The following is a 16773-nucleotide window of genomic DNA, read 5'->3' on the forward strand; positions in this document are numbered from 1 at the left end:
GGCGTGTCGCCCGCCGACCGTGCGGGGATCATGCGGATCGATCGCGCCGTGCGGCCGATGAGCTTTTCCGGGCCCCGGTCGGCAGGGCGGGTCAGCGCAGTCCGGCGAAGAGATCGTTCTCGGGTACGGCGGCGCTGGTGGCGTCCTTGACGCGTACGTAGGTCTCCATGCCCATCAACTCGCCGAACCTCTCCTTGCCCATCTTGAGGAAGAAGATGTTCTCGCCCTGGCTGGCGTGCGCGGCCAGCGCGTCGAACTTCTGACCGCTGAACGCGGTGGTGTCCACCCACGTGGTGATCTCGTCGTCGGGGAGGCCGATCTCGGCCATCGCGGCGGCCTCGGCAGGATCCGGCTCCGGCATGTCCTCATGGAACTCGCGCATGATCTCGCCGAACCGCTTCATCGTCGAGTGGGGCATCGTCGTCCAGTACACCTTCGGTGTCAGCGTGGTCATCTCCAGCGCCGCCATCGTGATGCGGTTGGCCTGGATGTGGTCGGGGTGGCCGTAGAAGCCGTTCTCGTCGTAGGTGACGACCACATCGGGTCGGTAGTGCCGCATGAGTTCCGCGAGTCGGGCGGCGCCTTCCTCCACGGGGGTCTGCCAGAAGGATCCGGGGGCGTCGTTGCTCGGCCAGCCCGTCATCCCGGAGTCGGCATAGTCCAGCATTTCCAGATCGCTGATCTTGAGGACGTCACAGCTCGCCTTGAGTTCTTGACGGCGCATCGAGGCGACGGCCACCGGATCGTGCCCGGGATCGCCCGGTTTGACACCCCCCGGTCCGTCACCGCAACCGCCGTCGGTACAGGTTACGAGAACCGTCCGGATGCCCTCCGCCGCGTACCGCGCGAGGATTCCTCCGGTTCCGGTGGCCTCGTCGTCGGGATGGGCGTGTACCGCCATGAGCGTCAAGGGCCGGTCAGTCATGAAACAGTCCTCCTGCGGAAATATGTCTTGATCCAAGTGCGCGGCGGGCGTACCGCGATCCTGGGGCCCGGATCCCCGGCGGGGCGGACGACCTTGTCGTGTCCGCGTTCCCCGCCGTACGGCGCCGGTCCCTCGGTCGATGCAACCGCGCCGCCGGGACGGCTGTTCCCTGCGCGGTTGTCAGGCCGGCTGAGACCGCCGGTGGCCGGCGTTCTCAAACGGCCTGGCTCACGCGGAGGTCTCGGGGGATGCGAAGGAACGCTGGGCGTTCTGCACCGGCCAGTGGGACATCGTGCGCTCGATGCGACCGACAGCCCACTGAACCAAACGAGACGATCTCTTGATGCCGTTGCGGTACTAGGGCCTGTTCTGAGTTGAGATCACGGGATCGGTCATTCCCGCTTCAGGAGGGTGCTGGCTGCGGTAGAGCGGTCGCGTGACTCGTGGTGATCTGACCGATGCCGAGTGGGAGTTGGTCGAGCCGCACCTGCGGATGGGGGCGTTCGGATCGATCCCTGACCGGCGCAGCTACTTCAACGCGGTGAGGTGGCGGTTCCGTACCGGCAGTCCCTGGCGGGATGTGCCGGCAAGCTACGGCTCCTGGTCGACGATCTACGACCGGTTCCGGATGTGGGCGCGTGACGAGGTCTTCCAGACCCTCATGGACGCGGTGATCGCCGAGGCAGCCGCCCGCGATGATGTCGATCTCAGCCTGGTCAGCGTCGACTCGACCGTTGCCCGCGCGCATCACCACGCGGCGGGCATGGTCGTCGACCCGGAGCTCCTTGAGGACCTGGAGAAGGCCGTGGCGGAGGAAAAGGGGCTGCAGCAAAGGGGCAAAACGACCTCGCAGGAGAGGGATCCGCGGACATGGAGGATCCCGAGCGGGAACAGTGCCGCGCCGTGCGCCGACGACGCAGGGCCCGGCTGCGGGCCGCCGAACTGGGGCGCTCCCGGGGCGGGCTCACCAGCAAGGTCCACCTCGCCGTTGAGTGGCGCTGCCGTCCCCTGTCCATCATCATCACCCCCGGTCAGGCCGCGGACAGCCCGCGCTTCATCCCCGTCCTGAAGAAGATCAAGGTCCGCGGCCGGGTCGGTCGTCCCAGGACCAGGCCGGACGCAGTGGCCGGCGACAAGGCTTACCCGCAAGAAGAAGGGACACTCCGGCGGCCGCCCGGTCAGCCCTGGCCGCGGCCGAAGAGGTATTCGGCGGGTCGGGCAAAGCCGGTTCGACCGAGGAGGTGGCGCGCCGGGCCGGCGTCGGGATCGGCACCGTGTTCCGGCACTTCCCGACCAAGCAGCTGCTGGTCGAGGCCACGGTCGTGCGGCACCTCACCCTGCTCACCGACACAGCGCGGGCGCGAGGCGAGGGCGGCGAGGCCGGGGCGGCCTTCCGGATGACGTTCCGGGAGATGGTCTCGGGCGCACCGGCGAAGCTCGCGCTCGTCGCGCTGCTGGAGGAGTCCGCTTGTCCGGCGGGCGCCACTGATGAGGTGGAGGCCGCGGCCACTGTGCTGCGGGACGCCGTCGAGGTGTTGTTGTCCCGGGGCCAAGAAGCCGGTGAGGTGCGCGCGGACGCGACGGTGGACGAGGTCTACGTGCTGATCAGGGCGCTGGCCAACGCACGGGGTGACCGGGCCGTCGTGGACAGGGCGGTCGACATGGTGCTGGACGGACTGTCGCCGCGGCGTTCCGAGCAGCCACCCCGCGGCCTACGCTCGTTGCCGGGCCGGACCGTAGGAAAGGCTGGGTGCAACAACCATGCGGGCCCTGAGGAAGGGGGCCTGACAGGCCCGACATGGGGCGCGCTCCCTCAGGTGTGGATGCCGTGACGGCTACCGCTCTTCGTCCCCGGTCGATCGGCGCCGTAACCTCTGCCATATCCGGTGCAGGGACGCGCCGAGAGGCGGGTGGTGGAAGTGCACTCCGCCGGAGATGTCGCCGGCCTGGACGGTGGGGCTGTGGCAAGTGCCGCCGGAGATGGTGTTCGCGCTGTTTGTCGCCTTGCTCGCCGCTTGTTGTGAGGGCCCAGCCTCCGGCAGTGGCCGGATATCCAGAAGACGGTATCCCTCAAGGCCGCCGCTTCCCTGATGGGTTTCGGTCACCGTCGCGCCCATGAGACGTCGTGCCGCCTTCTGGGTGGCTGCCGCGATGCTGTCTTCCGCCTCAATCTGCGAGGTGATGCGGTCGAGGTCGCCGCGGACCGTATCAAGCCGGTTGCGTGTGTCGCGTAGCCGGTCGCGCACTTCGCGGAGTTGTTGGAGTTTCGTGTCTCGCTCGGCGAGAGCCTTCTCCTTACGATCCGCGAGTAACCGGATGGCGCTCGCGAGGGGGTCCTCCGATCTGAGGGACCAGTGAAAGCCCACGCCGAGGGCTTCGTTCGTTGCGTCGAGGACCTTGACCACCTTGGTGGACAGGCGGCGCCAGTCGTACTGGCGGTGCGTGGCGCGCACATGCCGGGCCATGGCGAGGAGGTGCCGTATGGACTCGTCGACGGTTCCCGAGGAGAGCAGCTCGGCCAATCTCGTCCGCCAGTTGCCGACCAGTTCGGGATCGGCGGCGGATACCATCTCCAGATGCCTGGCCAAGCCCTCGTAATGGGCGTGGAGTTCGGGACTCATGTGCGTGTCGAGACGGTCCTTCAACCCGGCCTGGAACTTTTCCAGGGCCTTCGTGCCGTCATTTTCACGGCCGCTGGCATCCCGTTCGAGCCACTTCGCCTCCCATCCCAGCCGTTCCGCCTCACGTTCAAGCTGCTTTCCCTCTTTGCGGAGTTCAGCCGCGCGGCGGGAGTGGCCGAGCTCCCCGGCGATCCGTTTGCACAGACGGTAAAGGCTGAAGTCGGGACGCTCCGGCTCCGGCCAGCGTACGAGTACCGCCGTGCGCTCGATGAAGTCGAGGAACAGGACACCGGGCAGCCACGACTCCGGTACCTCGAAGTACGCGGCACACCGGGACACCGCCTCGGTCCACGCGGCATGGTGCTCTTTGGGCGTATGCGGGGTCTCCGCGAAGAAATCGCCCGAGACCAGTGTCTCGGAGGCCGAATGGAGGGAATCGACAAACCGCCAGGCGAAGTTGTCCCCGACGTAGCAGAGCGGCTGGACGCTCAAGCCGTACAGGCTCGCCATCTCATCCACGTAGCTGTCGCTCACGAGATTGAGCTGGTGGACATCGCCCAATCGCCTTTCCGGGTCCGGGCAGAGGACGGCGAGAAGCTGCCCGGTGACATCGTGGAGGCTCGTCCAGTCCTCCGTCAGCTCCCAGTGCAGTGTCCGCGCGTCCGCGGTGCGCGCCAGGACGACCACCATACCGGTGAAGTGCGCGTTCTCCGCGGCCCGGACAACGTGCGGAAGCAGGGCGGGAATCGAGGCGGGCGCCGAGAACATGGAGCCTCCGCTGGACGTGAATGCCCGTGGGTGAACCAGGATCCTACCCAAGTCGGGCCCTGGCCCACTGCCCGAACGACGCGGACACCTGCTCCTGTCGGCACCGTCCCGGTAGTCGGTACGGTGGGTGGCTTCCAAACCGATGGGGGAGTTGACGTGTGGGGGATCAACGGTCGTCAGGGGAAGGCTCTACGGGGCGGTGGCCTCGTGCTGCTTCTGGCAGCCGTTCTCGCGGGCTGCGGGGGCGGCGATGGGCAGTCCGAGGGTCTGGCCGGATCAGCGTCGGGTGCGCCGAAAGGGTCGGCGTCCGGCTCGTCGGCGGATTCCAGGACCGGGCTGCTCTACCGGGACAAGGAAGTCTCGCTGAGTAATGTCCGGGCGATCAAGAACGGCTGCCCGTCCGACTTCTCCTTCTACGTGGAGTTCGCGGACAGCGGGCCGCGCGTTCTCGGGCCCAATGAGTCGAACCCGCGCCTGAACGACGACGGGGACCAGACGGACGAGGGCAGGCCGCCCGTCCTGTCCTGGGAGCCTCCCTGCTCCTGGGACGACGAGGTGTTGGACTTCGACGACGTGGCCGTCGCCAAGGTCGCCGCGGACGCCGGGGACCTCGACCAGGCGGGCTGCCAGGATGCCGCACGGGCAGCGGTCGGCAACGGCACGGATGTCGACCGCTACAAGACCGGGGCCCTGGCGGCGGGGGACCGGTTCTGCGAGGACTTCGCCGCGGGCGGCCGCGTGGTCCTCCTGCGCGTGGTGAAGGCGAGCGGATCCCCCGTCGGGGAGCTGACATTGTCGGCGACCGTGTGGGCCGGGCCGGCGAAGACCGAGGGCGCGCCGGCGCAGCCCGGTGACAAGGTCTATGAGAACCAGCCCGTCACGGTGTCCGACGACGTGGCCAAGGCACACGGCTGCGTCCTCGGCAGCGTTGGGCTGGGTTCGGACATGCCGGTCGTTACGTACAGGAACAGGCTGAACGGCGGCGGGGGAGACATCGAGTACCGCGCGAGCTGTCTGTCCGGAAGCCCGAAGATGTGGTTCCGCGGATACGTGGCCCGGGTGGAGGGCGGTGCCGACCCGGACCTCACCGCTTGCCAGGACGCCGCGGCGCGCGGCGAGAGCAACGAACTCGAGGTACCGGTCTCCGAACTGCGGACCGGGGACCGGTTCTGCAGGTTCGACAGTCTCGACAAGGACGTCGCTCTGCTGAAGGTGACCGCCGTAACCACCAAGGCGCCCGCCTCGGTGACCTTCTCGGTCACCCGCTGGAAAGCTCCCGAACCGTCGTAGCGACGGCCCAGGCGGTGGATGTCCCTTCGACCGTGGCGGGGCCGCCCGGTCGCGGAGCTGGGGTGCGAGGTTCACTCATATGTCCTCGCCTTCCCCGACTCCGCGGCCGCGGGTTGGGGAAGGGTCCACCGCGGGGGTTCCGGGCCGGGCGAGTGCGATGGCGGTCGGGCTGCCGGGTTCCGCCGTGTACATCACCAGCTGCAGGTCGCTGCCGGGCAGCAGCAGGGTGTGGCGATCCAACTCCAGTTCGCCCAGGTCCGGGTGGTGCAGGTGCTTGCGCAGCGTCGGTATGGGGCGTACGTCGTGGTCGCGCCAGCCGACGGCGAAGTCCGGGCTGTGCGCGGCGAACTCGTTGACCAGTTCGCCGAGGACGCGGTCGGCCGGGTAGCGGGCGCCGGCCGTGCGCAGTTGGGCGGCGGACTGCCGGGCGAACTCGCCTTCCGCGCCGGCCGGTGCCGAACAGAGGGAGCCGCCCAGCCGGAGGGACAGCCGCACGGTGTTGCGCTCTTCGGGGGGCAGCAGCCCGAAGTCGGTGATCAACTCGGCTGCCGCTCCGTTCCAGGCCACGATGTCCTGCCGCTCGTCGACGAGGTAGGCGGGTATCGGACCGAGCCGGTTCAGTAGTCGGTGGGCGTCGGCGGGCACCGGACTCCGGTCGGCGTTCGTGCCGGGCGGGATCTGGCCGGCCAGCCGCGCCAGGTGTTCGCGTTCGGCGGCGGTGAGCCGTAGTGCCGTCCCCAGCGCGGCCAGCACCTGCGGCGACGGGCGCGGTGCGCGGGCCTGCTCCAGCCGCTCGTAGTAGTTGACCGACACCCCGGCCAGTGCGGCCACCTCTTCGCGGCGCAGCCCGGGCGTGCGCCGGGCCCGGTGGCCCGGCGGGTGGATGGCCGTGGCCGGCAGCCGGTCCGGGGGCAGTGCCTCCCGCCGTCGGCGCAGGAAGTCGGCCAGTTCGCTTCTGCTCACCCCATTCATGGTGGCAGGAGGTGCCCGGCATAGCCACGGACTGGCGGTCCGGGGCTCAGCTGTCAGTTCCCCGGCGGCGGGTCCGTGTCCAGTCTGGACTTCACACCCCGTTGAACATTGGAGGACACCATGCCGCGCACTCCCGAGGAGACGATGCGCCGACTGCTGGATCTGATGCTGGCCAAGGACATGGACGCCGTCGCCGATTTGTGGGCGGAAGACGGCACCGCCGAGTTCCCGTTCGCCGCCGGGGCCTCGCCGCGGCGGCTGGTCGGGCGGGAAGCGGTCCGTGGCTACCTGGCCGGCTTCCCGGAGGTGTATGACGTGCGGGAGATCGCCGCGATCACCGTGCACCATACGGAACGGCCGGACACCGTTGTGGTGGAGTACCACGCGATGGGGCACTCGGTGCGCACCGGAGAGCCCTATCGGATGAACTACATCGTGGTGATCACCGTCCAGGACGGTCTGATCACCCGCTTCCGGGACTACTGGAACCCGCTGGCCAATGCCACAGCGGCCGGGGCCCTGCCCGAACTGCTCGATTCGCTGCGTTCGGAGACCGCTCGATGACCGGCGTGCTGGTGACCGGCGGCACCGGGAAGACCGGGAGCGCACTGGTGGAACTGCTGCGCGGCAACGGTGTGCCGGTCCGGGTGGCCAGCCGCCACCCGGCTGCCGGTGATCTGGACGCGGTCCGGTTCGACTGGGAGGACCCGGCCACCCACCCGGCCGCGTTGCGCGGGGTGGACCGGGTCTTCCTGGTGCCTCCGGTGAACACTGTGAACCCGATGCCGCTGGTAGGCCCGTTCCTGGCCGAGGCGCGACGCCTCGGGGTGCGCCGGACAGTACTTCTCGGATCCGCCATCGTATTGCCGAACGCTCCCAGTGCGCTGGAGCTGGCCGCGCAGGTGCGGGCCCGGCCGGGGTGGGTGGTGCTGCGCGCGTCCGGGTTCATGCAGAACTTCCTGAGCCCGCACCCGGTGGGCGAGCGGATCCGGCGGCACGGCGAGATCCGCACCGCAGCCGGTGACGGCCGAGTGGGCTGGATCGACGCGCGGGACATCGCGGCGGCCGCGTCCGTCCTGCTGACCGGCCCCGGTGCCGAGCCGAGCGACCAGCGTGACTACCTGCTCACCGGGCCGAAGGCCATGAGCTACCAGGACGCGGCGGCGATCATCACCGCCCGCACCGGGCGGTCGGTCCGAGTGGTGACCATCGGGTCCGATGAGCAGGCGGCCAACTACCGGGCCGCGGGCGCGTCCGCCGAGTTCGCCGCCGCCATCGCCGCTGTGGAAGACGGCATCAGGGCCGGTCGGGAAGACCAGGTCAGTACCGCGGTGCTGGACCTGACCGGCCGTCCGCCCCGTACCTTCGGCGAATTCGTCCAGGAGCACGGCTACGAGATCCATGCATGAGCCGACGGCCGGAGGAATGCTGGAATTATGTCCGAGTGTTGTCAAAAATTATCGGCCTTGGCATGCTGTCCGTATGCGAGTCGTCAGAACGCAGTGCGTGCTCCGGCCGTGGCAGGGGCCGGCCGGCAGACGCGACGCCGCACGGACACGGGAAGCGGAACCGCGGCGCGGTCAGCGTCCGGCCTCCGACCCGCGGTCCGCGTAGCTGGGCGTCAGGCGCCGGTCGCGCCGCACACGAGCGGCGATGCCGACGCGGACCACGCCGACGCGGACGACGCGGACGGGATCCTCAAGTCCTCGGGCAGCACGGAGTGTTCTTCAGGGTGTCTTCCGCACGGGGTGCATCGGCCGGTCGCACACGGCGAGGCCGGGGCCCCTCCTTCCGCGAGCTCAGGACCCAGGTCGACGCGGGACCGGGTTCCGCGCGCCGCTGACGGCTGCTTCCGATCCGATGACCATCGGATCCGCTCGTCACGACAGGGAGTTGTGCCATGGAGATCAACCCAAACACCGGGGCCCGGCCCGCCCGGGGAAGGACCCCGGTCTCGCGACGATGGCTGCTGGGGGCCTCTGCCGGGGCCTTCCTGGCTGTTGGCTGCAAGAACGAAAGCCAAGGCAGCCAGGCGGACTCGGCGAAGAAGACCGAGGCTGAGGATGCCCCGCAGAACCGCGCTGCCGTCGTCGGCCCGAGCGGGGTACTGGGGGCGAACTTCAATGAGGATCCGACCCGAGTGGACAGGGACGCGCTGAACGCCCTCGACGCCACCTGGGTGCGTGGCTTCGTACCGATGGACACCATCAAGGACGGCACGGACCCATCGCGGCAGCGGGCGATCCAGAACCTCCTTGAGCTGCGCGAACAGGGGTTCGGCACGATCCTGGCGCTGAAATTCCAGTTCAGCAAGGAAGATCAGACGGTCCCTTCCCCGACGGGGGAGGAGATGAAGGCCGAACTGGCCGCGGTTGACGAGGTGTTGCGGACCGTACTGGACAAGGTGGACATCCTCACTGTCGGCAACGAGCCCTTCCTCGAAACCCACGCGGAGGAGAGGCTGACGAAGCTGAACCCCTTCTACCAGGAGGTGGCCAAACATGTCATCGCCTATCGGAAGAAACGATTCCCTGACGGCTGCCGGACGCATCTCTACATGGGAGCCCTCAACCACCTCGACGATCCAGAAATGATCTCGGACGCGACCAGGGACTGGATCGAGTTCGTCAACGACACCCCACAGCTCGAGGGTCTGGACATCCATCCGCACGTGACGTCGGCTCAGGCCGCCCAGAAGTACCTCGACTACGTACTACGCTGGCTCGACGACGACAAGAAGTTCCTCGTCACCGAGTTCTCGCTGGTGAACCACTATGAGAAGCAGATGACCCGGAACATTCCCGCGGACTTCGTCGATGCCTACGAGAAGGATCTGGACATCACCCGGGAGACGAAGGTGTGGCAGCTTCTCAAGCTCGCCGCGGAGCAGCGCTTCACGCAGCAGCAGTGGAACGACTTCCTGCGGATGAGCCCGTGGTTCGAGAGCGGAAAGCACTTCATGCGGGATGAGGTGCGGAAGTACCGGGAGACGGGCCGGCTGGCCGTGGCCACGTACGGTGTGGTGCAGCAGAAGGCGATGGTGACGGGCATCGACAAGGACAAGAAGCCCTGGATGCTGAACAGCCTGTACGTCCCCCTCACCGTTCAGCACGACGAGGGTGGCGAACTCCCGCACAACTACACCGTCTTCGACGACTTCACGTCCCTGCAGCGCGAACAGGACCGCCTCCCGGTGCATCCGACGAAGGCGCGGGTGTAGGCCGGGCGGCGGGTTCGTCAGCGCCGGGTGGCTGGAGAGGGAACTTGAAGACGTCGAGGACCCGGCCGTGGTCTTCGCCTCATCGATGCGGCTGACCGGCCGGCTGGTCCGTACGCGTCCGCGCATGTCCTCAGTGTGCTGCGGATGTTCGGCATGGACGACACCGAGGCGCGTCGGATCGTGGCGTTGCCACTCCCCGTCGACAAGGCTCCGGCCACGTCGATCTGACGTCGGCCGGGCCGGGCCGGGTCGGAGAGCCGGTGGCAGGCTGCTGTGACGGGAATCGGCGTTGCCCTGCAGACGCGAGGACTCAACCGGCTTCAGCGCGGTGCCCGCTCATCACTGCCAGGCTTTCGTCGCGGATGGGGTGTGAGGTGTCGCGGTCGGGCCGGTAGGGGGCCAGGGCGGGGTCGGGGATGGAAGTGGTGAGTTCCTCGGCGGCGAGGGCCGCGAGGAGCGGGGCGAGTGTGACGCCGCTGTGGGTGGTGATGGTGTAGAGGCCGGGAGCCTGGAGATGCGGGCCGACCAGGGGAAGGCCGTCTTCGGGAACGGGGCGGACACCGATCCGGGTACCCCCCAGGGAGCGGAAGGCGGGCAGGATCGCGGCGCACCGGCTGAGGAGGTCCGCTTCGGGCGGCACATCGGTTGACGCGGTCGGGGCGAGGAGGGCGTCGACCGGCCAGGAGATGGCGCAGACCCGGTTGCCCGGGGCGGGGCGCAGATCGACACCGGGGGTCGCGACGATGGCGCGCAGCGGCTCGGCGAGCGGGACGGACTCGCCCACCAGACCGGGGATCTGGCGCAACGGCAGCCGTACCCGGGCCAGTTCGGCGATGCGCCCGGCGTCGGGGCCCGCACAGTTGACGATGTGGTCGGCCTCGAAGCGCCGGCCCCGTGCCTCGGCGCCGCGTACCCGCTCACCGTCCAGCAGCAGGGCGGTGACGGGACTGTCGTAGCGGATGTCGGCGCCCAGGGTCGCGGCCCGGTCGAGGAGGGTGCGTGCGAGGAGGGGGGCGTCGTACCAGGCGGCGTCGTCGTGCACGACGAGTTCGGTGGCGCGGCAGGAGGCGGGGTCGACGGCAGGTGCGAGAGTGCGCAGCTCGCCGGGGTCGGCGGTGCGGCAGGGGTGCCCCCAGCCCGCGAGGCGCTCGGCACGTGCGCGGAGGACGCGCTGTTCCTCGTCGGTGTGGCCCCACTGGACGAGCGGCGCGGGATGGCGCCAGCCGTTGGCTCCTGTGCCCGCGTGGATCTCGTGCTCCAGCTCCCGGTGGAGCGCGGCGCTGCGCTGGTTGAGCAGGAAGTAGGAGTGGGGGGTCTTCAGATGGGTGACGTCGATGGAGAAGGTGGCGCTGGAGGTGCCCGGCGTGCGGCCGCCGGCGTCGAGCACGGTGACGCTGACACCTGCCTCGGCCAGGCGGTGGGCGGTGGCGGCGCCTATCACTCCGGCGCCGATGACGAGGGCACGGGTCATGGAGACTCCTTCGGTGGCGGTCAGGTGTGGGGCGGTCGGAGAGCGCGCCCGACGCCCGGAAATCCTTGCCGGGGTGGTCAGCGATCCCGGCGAGGTGGTCGGAGATCCCGGCGAGGTGGTCAGAGAACCTTGCTGAGGAAGGCGCGGGTGCGTTCGTGGCGCGGGTCGCTCAGCACGTCCGCCGGCGGGCCGGTCTCGACGACGGTTCCGTCGTCCATGAACACCAGCGAGTCGCCGACCTCGCGGGCGAAGCCCATCTCGTGGGTGACGACGACCATGGTCATGCCGTCGTCGGCGAGTGCTCGCATCACCTCCAGCACCTCTCCGACGAGTTCGGGGTCGAGCGCGGAGGTGGGCTCGTCGAAGAGCATCAGTTCGGGCTTCATGGCCAGCGCGCGGGCGATGGCCACCCGCTGCTGCTGGCCGCCGGAGAGCTGGGCGGGGTAGCTGCCCGCCTTGTCGGCGAGGCCGACGCGGTCGAGCAGTTCCGCGCCGCGTTCGCAGGCCTGTTTCTTCGGCTCCTTCCTGACCTGGACGGGGGCCTCGATGACGTTTTCCAGCGCGGTCATGTGTGGAAAGAGGTTGAAGCGCTGGAAGACCATGCCGATGCCCTGGCGGCGTCGTGAGACGGCCTTCTCGCTCAGCTCGTGGAGCTTGCCGTCCCGCTCTTCGTAGCCGACGAGCTCGTCACGGACGTACAGGCGTCCCCGGTCGATGGTCTCCAGATGGTTGACGCAGCGCAGGAAGGTGGACTTGCCGGATCCGGAGGGGCCCACCAGACACATCACCTCCCCGGGGGCGACGGTCAGGTCGATGCCCTTGAGCACGTCGGTGCGGCCGAAGCTCTTGTGCACGCTCTCGGCTCTGATCACGGCTGCTGGTGTCAACGTGCGCTCTCCTTACGGTGGTTCCGGGCCGCGGCGCGCAACCGCTGGAGCGGGGTGGGCGGCAGATGGCGGCTGGTGCCGCGGCCGAAGCGCCGTTCCAGGTAGTACTGGCCGACGCCCAGCACGGAGGTCGCCACGAGGTACCAGAAGCAGGCGACGACCAGCAGCGGAACCTGCTGGAAGTTGCGTGAGTAGATGCCCTGGATGGAGGTCAGCAGCTCCGGCACGGCGATGGCGAAGACCAGCGAGGTGGTCTTCAGCATGGAGATCACCTGATTGCCGGTGGGCGGGATGATGATGCGCAGTGCCTGCGGTAGCACGATGCGGCGCAGGGCCTGCCCGCGGGACATGCCCAGCGCCTGGGCGGCCTCGTTCTGGCCGTCGTCGACGGAGGTGATGCCCGCGCGGACGATCTCGGCCATGTACGCCGCCTCGTGCAGCCCGAGGCCGAGGACGGCGGCGGTGAGCTGGGTGATGAGGTCGTTCGTGTCGGCCCGCACGAACGTCGGCCCCCAGGGGATGCCGAGCCCGATGGTGGGGACGACCGCGGAGAGGAAGTACCAGAAGAGGAGCTGGACCAGCAGCGGGGTGCCGCGGAAGAGCCAGATGTAGCACCAGCTGAGCCGGGAGAGTATCGGGTTGGCTGACATCCGCAGGACGGCGAGGACGATACCGCCGGCGATGCCGAGTGCCATGGCGAGGAACGTCAGCAGCAGCGTGGTCCGCAGCCCCTCCATGATCACCGGCGAGAAGAGGAACTCACCGACGGTCCCCCACTGCATACGGGGATTGGTGATCCAGCCCTCCAGGAGGAAGACCAGCAGGAAGGCCACGACGACCGCGGCGACGCGCTGGCCCGGACGGCGCGGCGGGACGGGGCGCAGGGACTCGGCGGCGTCGCCGGAGTCCGCCCGGACGAGGGTCTCGGTCATGCCGCGCCCCCGTTCACCGTGGCGCTCTTCAGGGCTCCGGACCTGATGTTCCACTGCTTGAGGATCTTCGCGTAGGTGCCGTTGTCGATAAGTTTCTGCAGGGCACCGCGGACAGCCCGTACCAAGGTCGGCTCCTCCTTGTTGATCAGGATTCCGTAGGGCAGGAAGCGGTACGGCTCACCGGCCGTGCGGAACCTGCCGTGCGACATCTCCGCCTGGTAGACGACGGTGGGGGTGCCGCCGACGAACGCGTCGGCGCGGCCCGTGGACAGCGCCTGGAAGCAGCCGACGGAGTCGGGGAAGACCAGTTTCTCCAGCTCCGGCTTGCCGTTCGCCGCACACTTCTCGGCCTGCGCCGCCACATCGTCCACCTGCGAGGTGCCCTGCTCGACGGCCACCTGGCTGCCGCACAGGCTGGTGAGGGAGCGGATGTTCCCGGCGGCCTTCCTGGAGGCGAGGATCGAGCTGCTGGTCTTCATGTAGTCGACGAACGTGACCTGCGACTGGCGCTCCTTCTTGTCGAGCATGGCCTGGATCGCCACGTCGTAGCGCCTGGACCGGACACCGCCGATGATGCTGTCGAAGTTCGCCTGCACCAGGTGCACGCGGACGCCGAGGATTTGGCCGACCGCGTGAATGAGGTCGGGTTCGGCGCCGATGACGGTCTTGTTGTCGATGTCCAGGAGGGACAGCGGCGGGTAGTCGTTGCCGACGGCCGAAGTGATGGACCCTTTGTCGCGAATGTCCCGAGGGAGCAGGGCACGGAGCGCGGGGTCGACGCGCTGCTCGGGCACCTTGGACTGATTGACGGTCGCGGTGCCGCCACAGGCCGTCACGGTCAACGTGAGCAGCGTCGCGAGCGCGAGGGGAAGTGCGGTGGCGCGGGCTCGCGCATGCCTTCCGGTCACGGTGCCTCCCTTCTGGGCCGCTGGTCAGAGGACCGGCGCGGGGCTGGTGAACGCCCAATCTGCGGGATGGCGGCGGCCTGGGCAAGAACAGGGAGAGTGAACGTTTCCATGCGGAGTGTTAAGTTCATTTGATGCTGACTCCGCCGCAGCTTCAGGCGATATGCGAGGTGGTCGCCGCAGGCTCGTTCCGTACGGCCGCCCGGCGCCTCGGCTACACCCCCTCCGCCGTCTCCCAGCAGATCTCCACCGTCGAGCGCGCCCTGGGCGTCCCGCTCTTCGAGCGCTCACCGCGCAGCGTGCGTCCCACCGCGGCCGGGCTCCAGCTCGCCCTGCGCGCGGGACGGCTGCTGGCCGACCTGTCGGCGACGGAGAACGAGATGCGCGCCTACGCCGCGGCCCAGCGAGGGCGACTGCGGCTGGGCAGCTTCTGGTCCGCGGGGTTCCGGCTGGTGCCGACGGTGCTGACGGGGTTCCTCCGCGACCGGCCCGAGGTCGACGTCCGCTACGAGGAAGGCGACCCGCAGGTCACCGTGGACGCGGTGCTGGAGGGGCGGCTGGACCTCGCCGTGACCTTCGAGTACGGCGTGGTACCGCACAGCTGGCCCGAGGGCCTGGAACACACGCTGGTACGGGAAGAGCCGCTCTACCTCCTCCTCCCCTCGGACCACCCCCTCGCCGGACGGCCGCGCATCCGCCTCGCCGACCTGCGGGACGAGCGCTGGATCAGCTACCACGAGGACACCGACGCCGCTCACTGCCTGCGCCACATCTGCGCGGCCGGCGGCTTCCTGCCCGAGGTGCTCTTCCGTACGAACGACTACAACCTGCCATACGAACTGGTCCGGCAGGGCCTGGGCGTGGCGATCGCACCGGAACTCGCCGTCGTGGACACCCCCACCTCACCCGACGCGTCCGGCACCCGCCTCGTCCGGCTCACCGGCTCCACCCACACCCGTCGGGTCTATGCCACCCGGCGTACCACCGACCCCAACCCCTTCCTCCCCCAGGCCATCAACCTCCTGCACGCCGCCGCGGCCGCCCTGCCCGAGCGGGACGAAGGCGAGCGCCCGGTGGTCACCGGCTGAACAGCGGTGCGTCGGCGGCGATACGTCCGGGACATGTCCCGGACAGCGAATCGCCGCGGCATCCGGGAGCGCGTCGTCAGGTTCGCGCATCCTGGCGGTGACGCCAGGCGTATTCTTCATCGCGGCAAGGGGGCAGGGGTGGATCAGGGCTGGGCAGCGGTGGTAGCCGAAGCACTTCGTGCCGCCACAACCAAGACGTTGGAGTCGCCGCGCTGCCGCACCGCTACGACAGGCTCGCGATGATGTCGGCGACGGTCTCCGGCCGTGACAGGAACGGGTGGTGGCCCGCCTCCACCTCGATGACCTTGTCCGCGCGGCGGGAGAATTCGCGTTGTGCCGCCGCCGAGGTGCCCCGGTCATCAGTGCACACCACGTACGTCGTGGGCAGGTCATGCCACGCCGCTGCCCGTACGGGCTGCTGGGTCACGGCCAGCGTCTGCCGGACCAGAAGGGTCGTTGCGTGGCGGGCGATGTCCGGCGGGCAGTCCTGGGCGAAGGTCTCGGCGAACAGCTCGGGTCGGGCGCCGAACGTGCCGCCGTCGGGGTCGAAGTCCAGGAACGGTGGCGGCGTATCGGCGCCGAACGTCAACAGCGACTCGCCGGGCTGGGGCAGGTAGCTCGACACCAACGCCAGGTGACGCACTGTCTCGACGCCCACCGCCGCCTCGGCGGCGACGATGCCGCCGTAGCTGTGCGCCACGACCACGGTCGGCTCGTCTCCCTCGGTCAGGACAGCGCGCACCGCGGCGACGTCCTCGGGCAGCCCGGGACCCCGCGGTCCGGCCGGCCGCTCGCCCTCGCCGCAGCTCGGCAGCGCTGGGGCGACGCTGCTGATGCCACGCTTGTGCAGGGCCGCGGCGGCCAGGTGCCACCACCACGATCCGTCGCGAACGCACGCCCCGTGCACAAAGACAACACGCATCTCTTCCTCCTCGATTCGGACTCCCGATCGCTTGACTCGATGGTAGACGTACCGTCAGTTACGTGAAAAAGTGAGGCGATGGGACGGCATAAACAGCCCGAGATCCGCGACCGGATTCTCGACGCCTGCGTCGACCACGCGCTCGCGCACGGGCTGCCCGACCGCCTCGAGCCGTTCGCGGTGGCGTCACGCACCTCGACCCGGATGCTGATCTACCACTTCGGGACCCGGGACGCGCTGCTGCGGGAAACTCTGAGAAGGGCGCGGCGGCGCCAGCGCGACTTTTTCGGCGAACTGGTCTCCCCGCGACCGGACGAGCCCTATCTGAGTACTCTGCGACGGGCCTGGCGAGTCATGACCGGTCCCGACGGCCGCCCGTACCTCAGCATGTTCGGCAAGCTCCGCGAGGATGCTGAGCAACAGCTGTGGCCGGGCTTTCGTGGCGAGGCCACCACGGACTGGCTGCGACCGCTCGAGGACGGCATGCGAAGCATCGGCCGGCCCGAACTCGGCACCCTCGTGCTCGCGGTCGTCCGTGGTCTCATCATGGATATCGAGGCCACGGGTGATGTGTCACGAGCCGATCAGGCATTCGACGACTTCCTGGCCGTGCTCGCTCCCGCCGCCGTCCGGGCTGGGCCCCGGATCCCCGGCCAGGACGCCGGCCGCGAAGTGGATACGGCCGCAGGGCCAGGGGACGAGGGTCAGGCGCGGTCCGCATGGTGAGGCGCCCGGAGCCGGCACTTGACGGCCGCGGTTCGCGCAGCCGCAT

Annotated in this window: 15 protein-coding genes and 2 pseudogenes; 9 read left to right on the forward strand and 8 right to left on the reverse strand. The window is 69.2% G+C overall.

Annotation, left to right across the window (positions count from 1 at the left end; translation table 11 throughout):
• Positions 1–91 precede the first annotated feature (91 nt).
• Positions 92–925, reverse strand: coding sequence for a PIG-L family deacetylase (locus LIV37_RS40980; RefSeq protein ID WP_121823907.1), 834 nt, complete (start codon positions 923–925; stop codon positions 92–94).
• Between the two features lie 436 nt (positions 926–1361).
• Between LIV37_RS40980 and LIV37_RS51880 the strand changes: the two are divergent.
• From LIV37_RS51880 to LIV37_RS40995, 3 genes and pseudogenes are all read left to right on the forward strand, one after another.
• Positions 1362–1577: pseudogene (locus tag LIV37_RS51880) on the forward strand (transposase); the annotation flags it as partial.
• 249 nt (positions 1578–1826) lie between these two features.
• Positions 1827–2072 (forward strand): annotated as a pseudogene (locus LIV37_RS40990) (transposase); the annotation flags it as partial.
• Between the two features lie 37 nt (positions 2073–2109).
• The gene (locus LIV37_RS40995) at positions 2110–2757 is read left to right on the forward strand and encodes a TetR/AcrR family transcriptional regulator (protein ID WP_121824984.1); all 648 of its coding nucleotides are present in this window, start codon (positions 2110–2112) and stop codon (positions 2755–2757) included.
• 3 nt (positions 2758–2760) lie between these two features.
• On the opposite strand, the gene LIV37_RS41000 is transcribed toward LIV37_RS40995, so the two are convergent.
• A complete protein-coding gene (locus tag LIV37_RS41000; RefSeq protein WP_020872939.1) occupies positions 2761–4314 on the reverse strand; it encodes a hypothetical protein in 1554 nt (517 codons plus the stop codon).
• 207 nt (positions 4315–4521) lie between these two features.
• Here LIV37_RS41000 and LIV37_RS41005 point away from each other — a divergent pair, with 207 nt between their 5' ends.
• A complete protein-coding gene (locus LIV37_RS41005) occupies positions 4522–5604 on the forward strand; it encodes a hypothetical protein (RefSeq protein WP_020872940.1) in 1083 nt (360 codons plus the stop codon).
• Positions 5605–5679: 75 nt separating this feature from the next.
• On the opposite strand, the gene LIV37_RS41010 is transcribed toward LIV37_RS41005, so the two are convergent.
• Complete coding sequence (locus LIV37_RS41010; RefSeq protein WP_020872941.1) at positions 5680–6567, reverse strand: helix-turn-helix transcriptional regulator; 888 nt, start codon at positions 6565–6567, stop codon at positions 5680–5682.
• A 129-nt stretch (positions 6568–6696) separates the two neighbouring features.
• Here LIV37_RS41010 and LIV37_RS41015 point away from each other — a divergent pair, with 129 nt between their 5' ends.
• The 3 genes from LIV37_RS41015 to LIV37_RS41025 all read left to right on the forward strand — a co-directional run bounded on the left by LIV37_RS41015 (position 6697) and on the right by LIV37_RS41025 (position 9796).
• Positions 6697–7140: a nuclear transport factor 2 family protein gene (locus tag LIV37_RS41015; RefSeq protein ID WP_202979579.1), complete on the forward strand. Its 444-nt coding sequence runs from the start codon at positions 6697–6699 to the stop codon at positions 7138–7140.
• The gene (locus LIV37_RS41020) at positions 7137–7985 is read left to right on the forward strand and encodes an NAD(P)H-binding protein (protein ID WP_020872943.1); all 849 of its coding nucleotides are present in this window, start codon (positions 7137–7139) and stop codon (positions 7983–7985) included. The genes LIV37_RS41015 and LIV37_RS41020 overlap by 4 nt, the downstream gene beginning before the upstream one ends.
• A gap of 491 nt (positions 7986–8476) precedes the next feature.
• Positions 8477–9796: a hypothetical protein gene (locus LIV37_RS41025; protein WP_020872944.1), complete on the forward strand. Its 1320-nt coding sequence runs from the start codon at positions 8477–8479 to the stop codon at positions 9794–9796.
• A gap of 310 nt (positions 9797–10106) precedes the next feature.
• Here the strand turns inward: LIV37_RS41025 and LIV37_RS41030 are convergent, their stop codons facing one another.
• The 4 genes from LIV37_RS41030 to LIV37_RS41045 form a co-directional block, all read right to left on the reverse strand.
• Positions 10107–11267 (reverse strand): NAD(P)/FAD-dependent oxidoreductase, encoded by a 1161-nt coding sequence (locus LIV37_RS41030; RefSeq protein WP_020872945.1) that lies wholly within the window; start codon positions 11265–11267, stop codon positions 10107–10109.
• A 119-nt stretch (positions 11268–11386) separates the two neighbouring features.
• Complete coding sequence (locus tag LIV37_RS41035; protein WP_020872946.1) at positions 11387–12139, reverse strand: amino acid ABC transporter ATP-binding protein; 753 nt, start codon at positions 12137–12139, stop codon at positions 11387–11389.
• An 11-nt stretch (positions 12140–12150) separates the two neighbouring features.
• On the reverse strand, positions 12151–13086 hold the full coding sequence (locus LIV37_RS41040) for an amino acid ABC transporter permease (RefSeq protein WP_020872947.1): 936 nt from the start codon (positions 13084–13086) through the stop codon (positions 12151–12153).
• A complete protein-coding gene (locus LIV37_RS41045; RefSeq protein WP_020872948.1) occupies positions 13083–13994 on the reverse strand; it encodes an ABC transporter substrate-binding protein in 912 nt (303 codons plus the stop codon). Before LIV37_RS41045 ends, LIV37_RS41040 begins: the two co-directional genes overlap by 4 nt.
• 131 nt (positions 13995–14125) lie before the next feature.
• On the opposite strand from LIV37_RS41045, the gene LIV37_RS41050 reads away from it, so the two are divergent.
• Positions 14126–15079 carry a LysR family transcriptional regulator gene (locus LIV37_RS41050; RefSeq protein ID WP_020872949.1) on the forward strand — a complete coding sequence of 318 codons (954 nt, stop codon included), beginning with the start codon at positions 14126–14128 and terminating at the stop codon, positions 15077–15079.
• 223 nt (positions 15080–15302) lie between these two features.
• Here the strand turns inward: LIV37_RS41050 and LIV37_RS41055 are convergent, their stop codons facing one another.
• Positions 15303–16001 (reverse strand): alpha/beta hydrolase, encoded by a 699-nt coding sequence (locus LIV37_RS41055; RefSeq protein ID WP_020872950.1) that lies wholly within the window; start codon positions 15999–16001, stop codon positions 15303–15305.
• A 78-nt stretch (positions 16002–16079) separates the two neighbouring features.
• Between LIV37_RS41055 and LIV37_RS41060 the strand changes: the two genes are divergently transcribed.
• Positions 16080–16727, forward strand: a complete 648-nt coding sequence (locus tag LIV37_RS41060; protein ID WP_020872951.1) for a TetR/AcrR family transcriptional regulator — start codon at positions 16080–16082, stop codon at positions 16725–16727.
• Positions 16728–16773 lie beyond the last annotated feature (46 nt).

This window comes from Streptomyces rapamycinicus NRRL 5491 (assembly GCF_024298965.1).
GTDB classification, from domain to species: Bacteria; Actinomycetota; Actinomycetes; order Streptomycetales; family Streptomycetaceae; genus Streptomyces; species Streptomyces rapamycinicus.

Excerpts from the sequence above, each read along its gene's own strand:
- LIV37_RS40980 (WP_121823907.1), bottom strand. The coding sequence starts at position 925 with ATGACTGACCGGCCCTTGACGCTCATGGCGGTACACGCCCATCCCGAC.
- LIV37_RS41000 (WP_020872939.1), bottom strand. The coding sequence starts at position 4,314 with ATGTTCTCGGCGCCCGCCTCGATTCCCGCCCTGCTTCCGCACGTTGTC.
- LIV37_RS41015 (WP_202979579.1), top strand. The coding sequence starts at position 6,697 with ATGCCGCGCACTCCCGAGGAGACGATGCGCCGACTGCTGGATCTGATG.
- LIV37_RS41020 (WP_020872943.1), top strand. The coding sequence starts at position 7,137 with ATGACCGGCGTGCTGGTGACCGGCGGCACCGGGAAGACCGGGAGCGCA.
- LIV37_RS41025 (WP_020872944.1), top strand. The coding sequence starts at position 8,477 with ATGGAGATCAACCCAAACACCGGGGCCCGGCCCGCCCGGGGAAGGACC.
- LIV37_RS41030 (WP_020872945.1), bottom strand. The coding sequence starts at position 11,267 with ATGACCCGTGCCCTCGTCATCGGCGCCGGAGTGATAGGCGCCGCCACC.
- LIV37_RS41040 (WP_020872947.1), bottom strand. The coding sequence starts at position 13,086 with ATGACCGAGACCCTCGTCCGGGCGGACTCCGGCGACGCCGCCGAGTCC.
- LIV37_RS41050 (WP_020872949.1), top strand. The coding sequence starts at position 14,126 with ATGCTGACTCCGCCGCAGCTTCAGGCGATATGCGAGGTGGTCGCCGCA.
- LIV37_RS41055 (WP_020872950.1), bottom strand. The coding sequence starts at position 16,001 with ATGCGTGTTGTCTTTGTGCACGGGGCGTGCGTTCGCGACGGATCGTGG.
- LIV37_RS41060 (WP_020872951.1), top strand. The coding sequence starts at position 16,080 with ATGGGACGGCATAAACAGCCCGAGATCCGCGACCGGATTCTCGACGCC.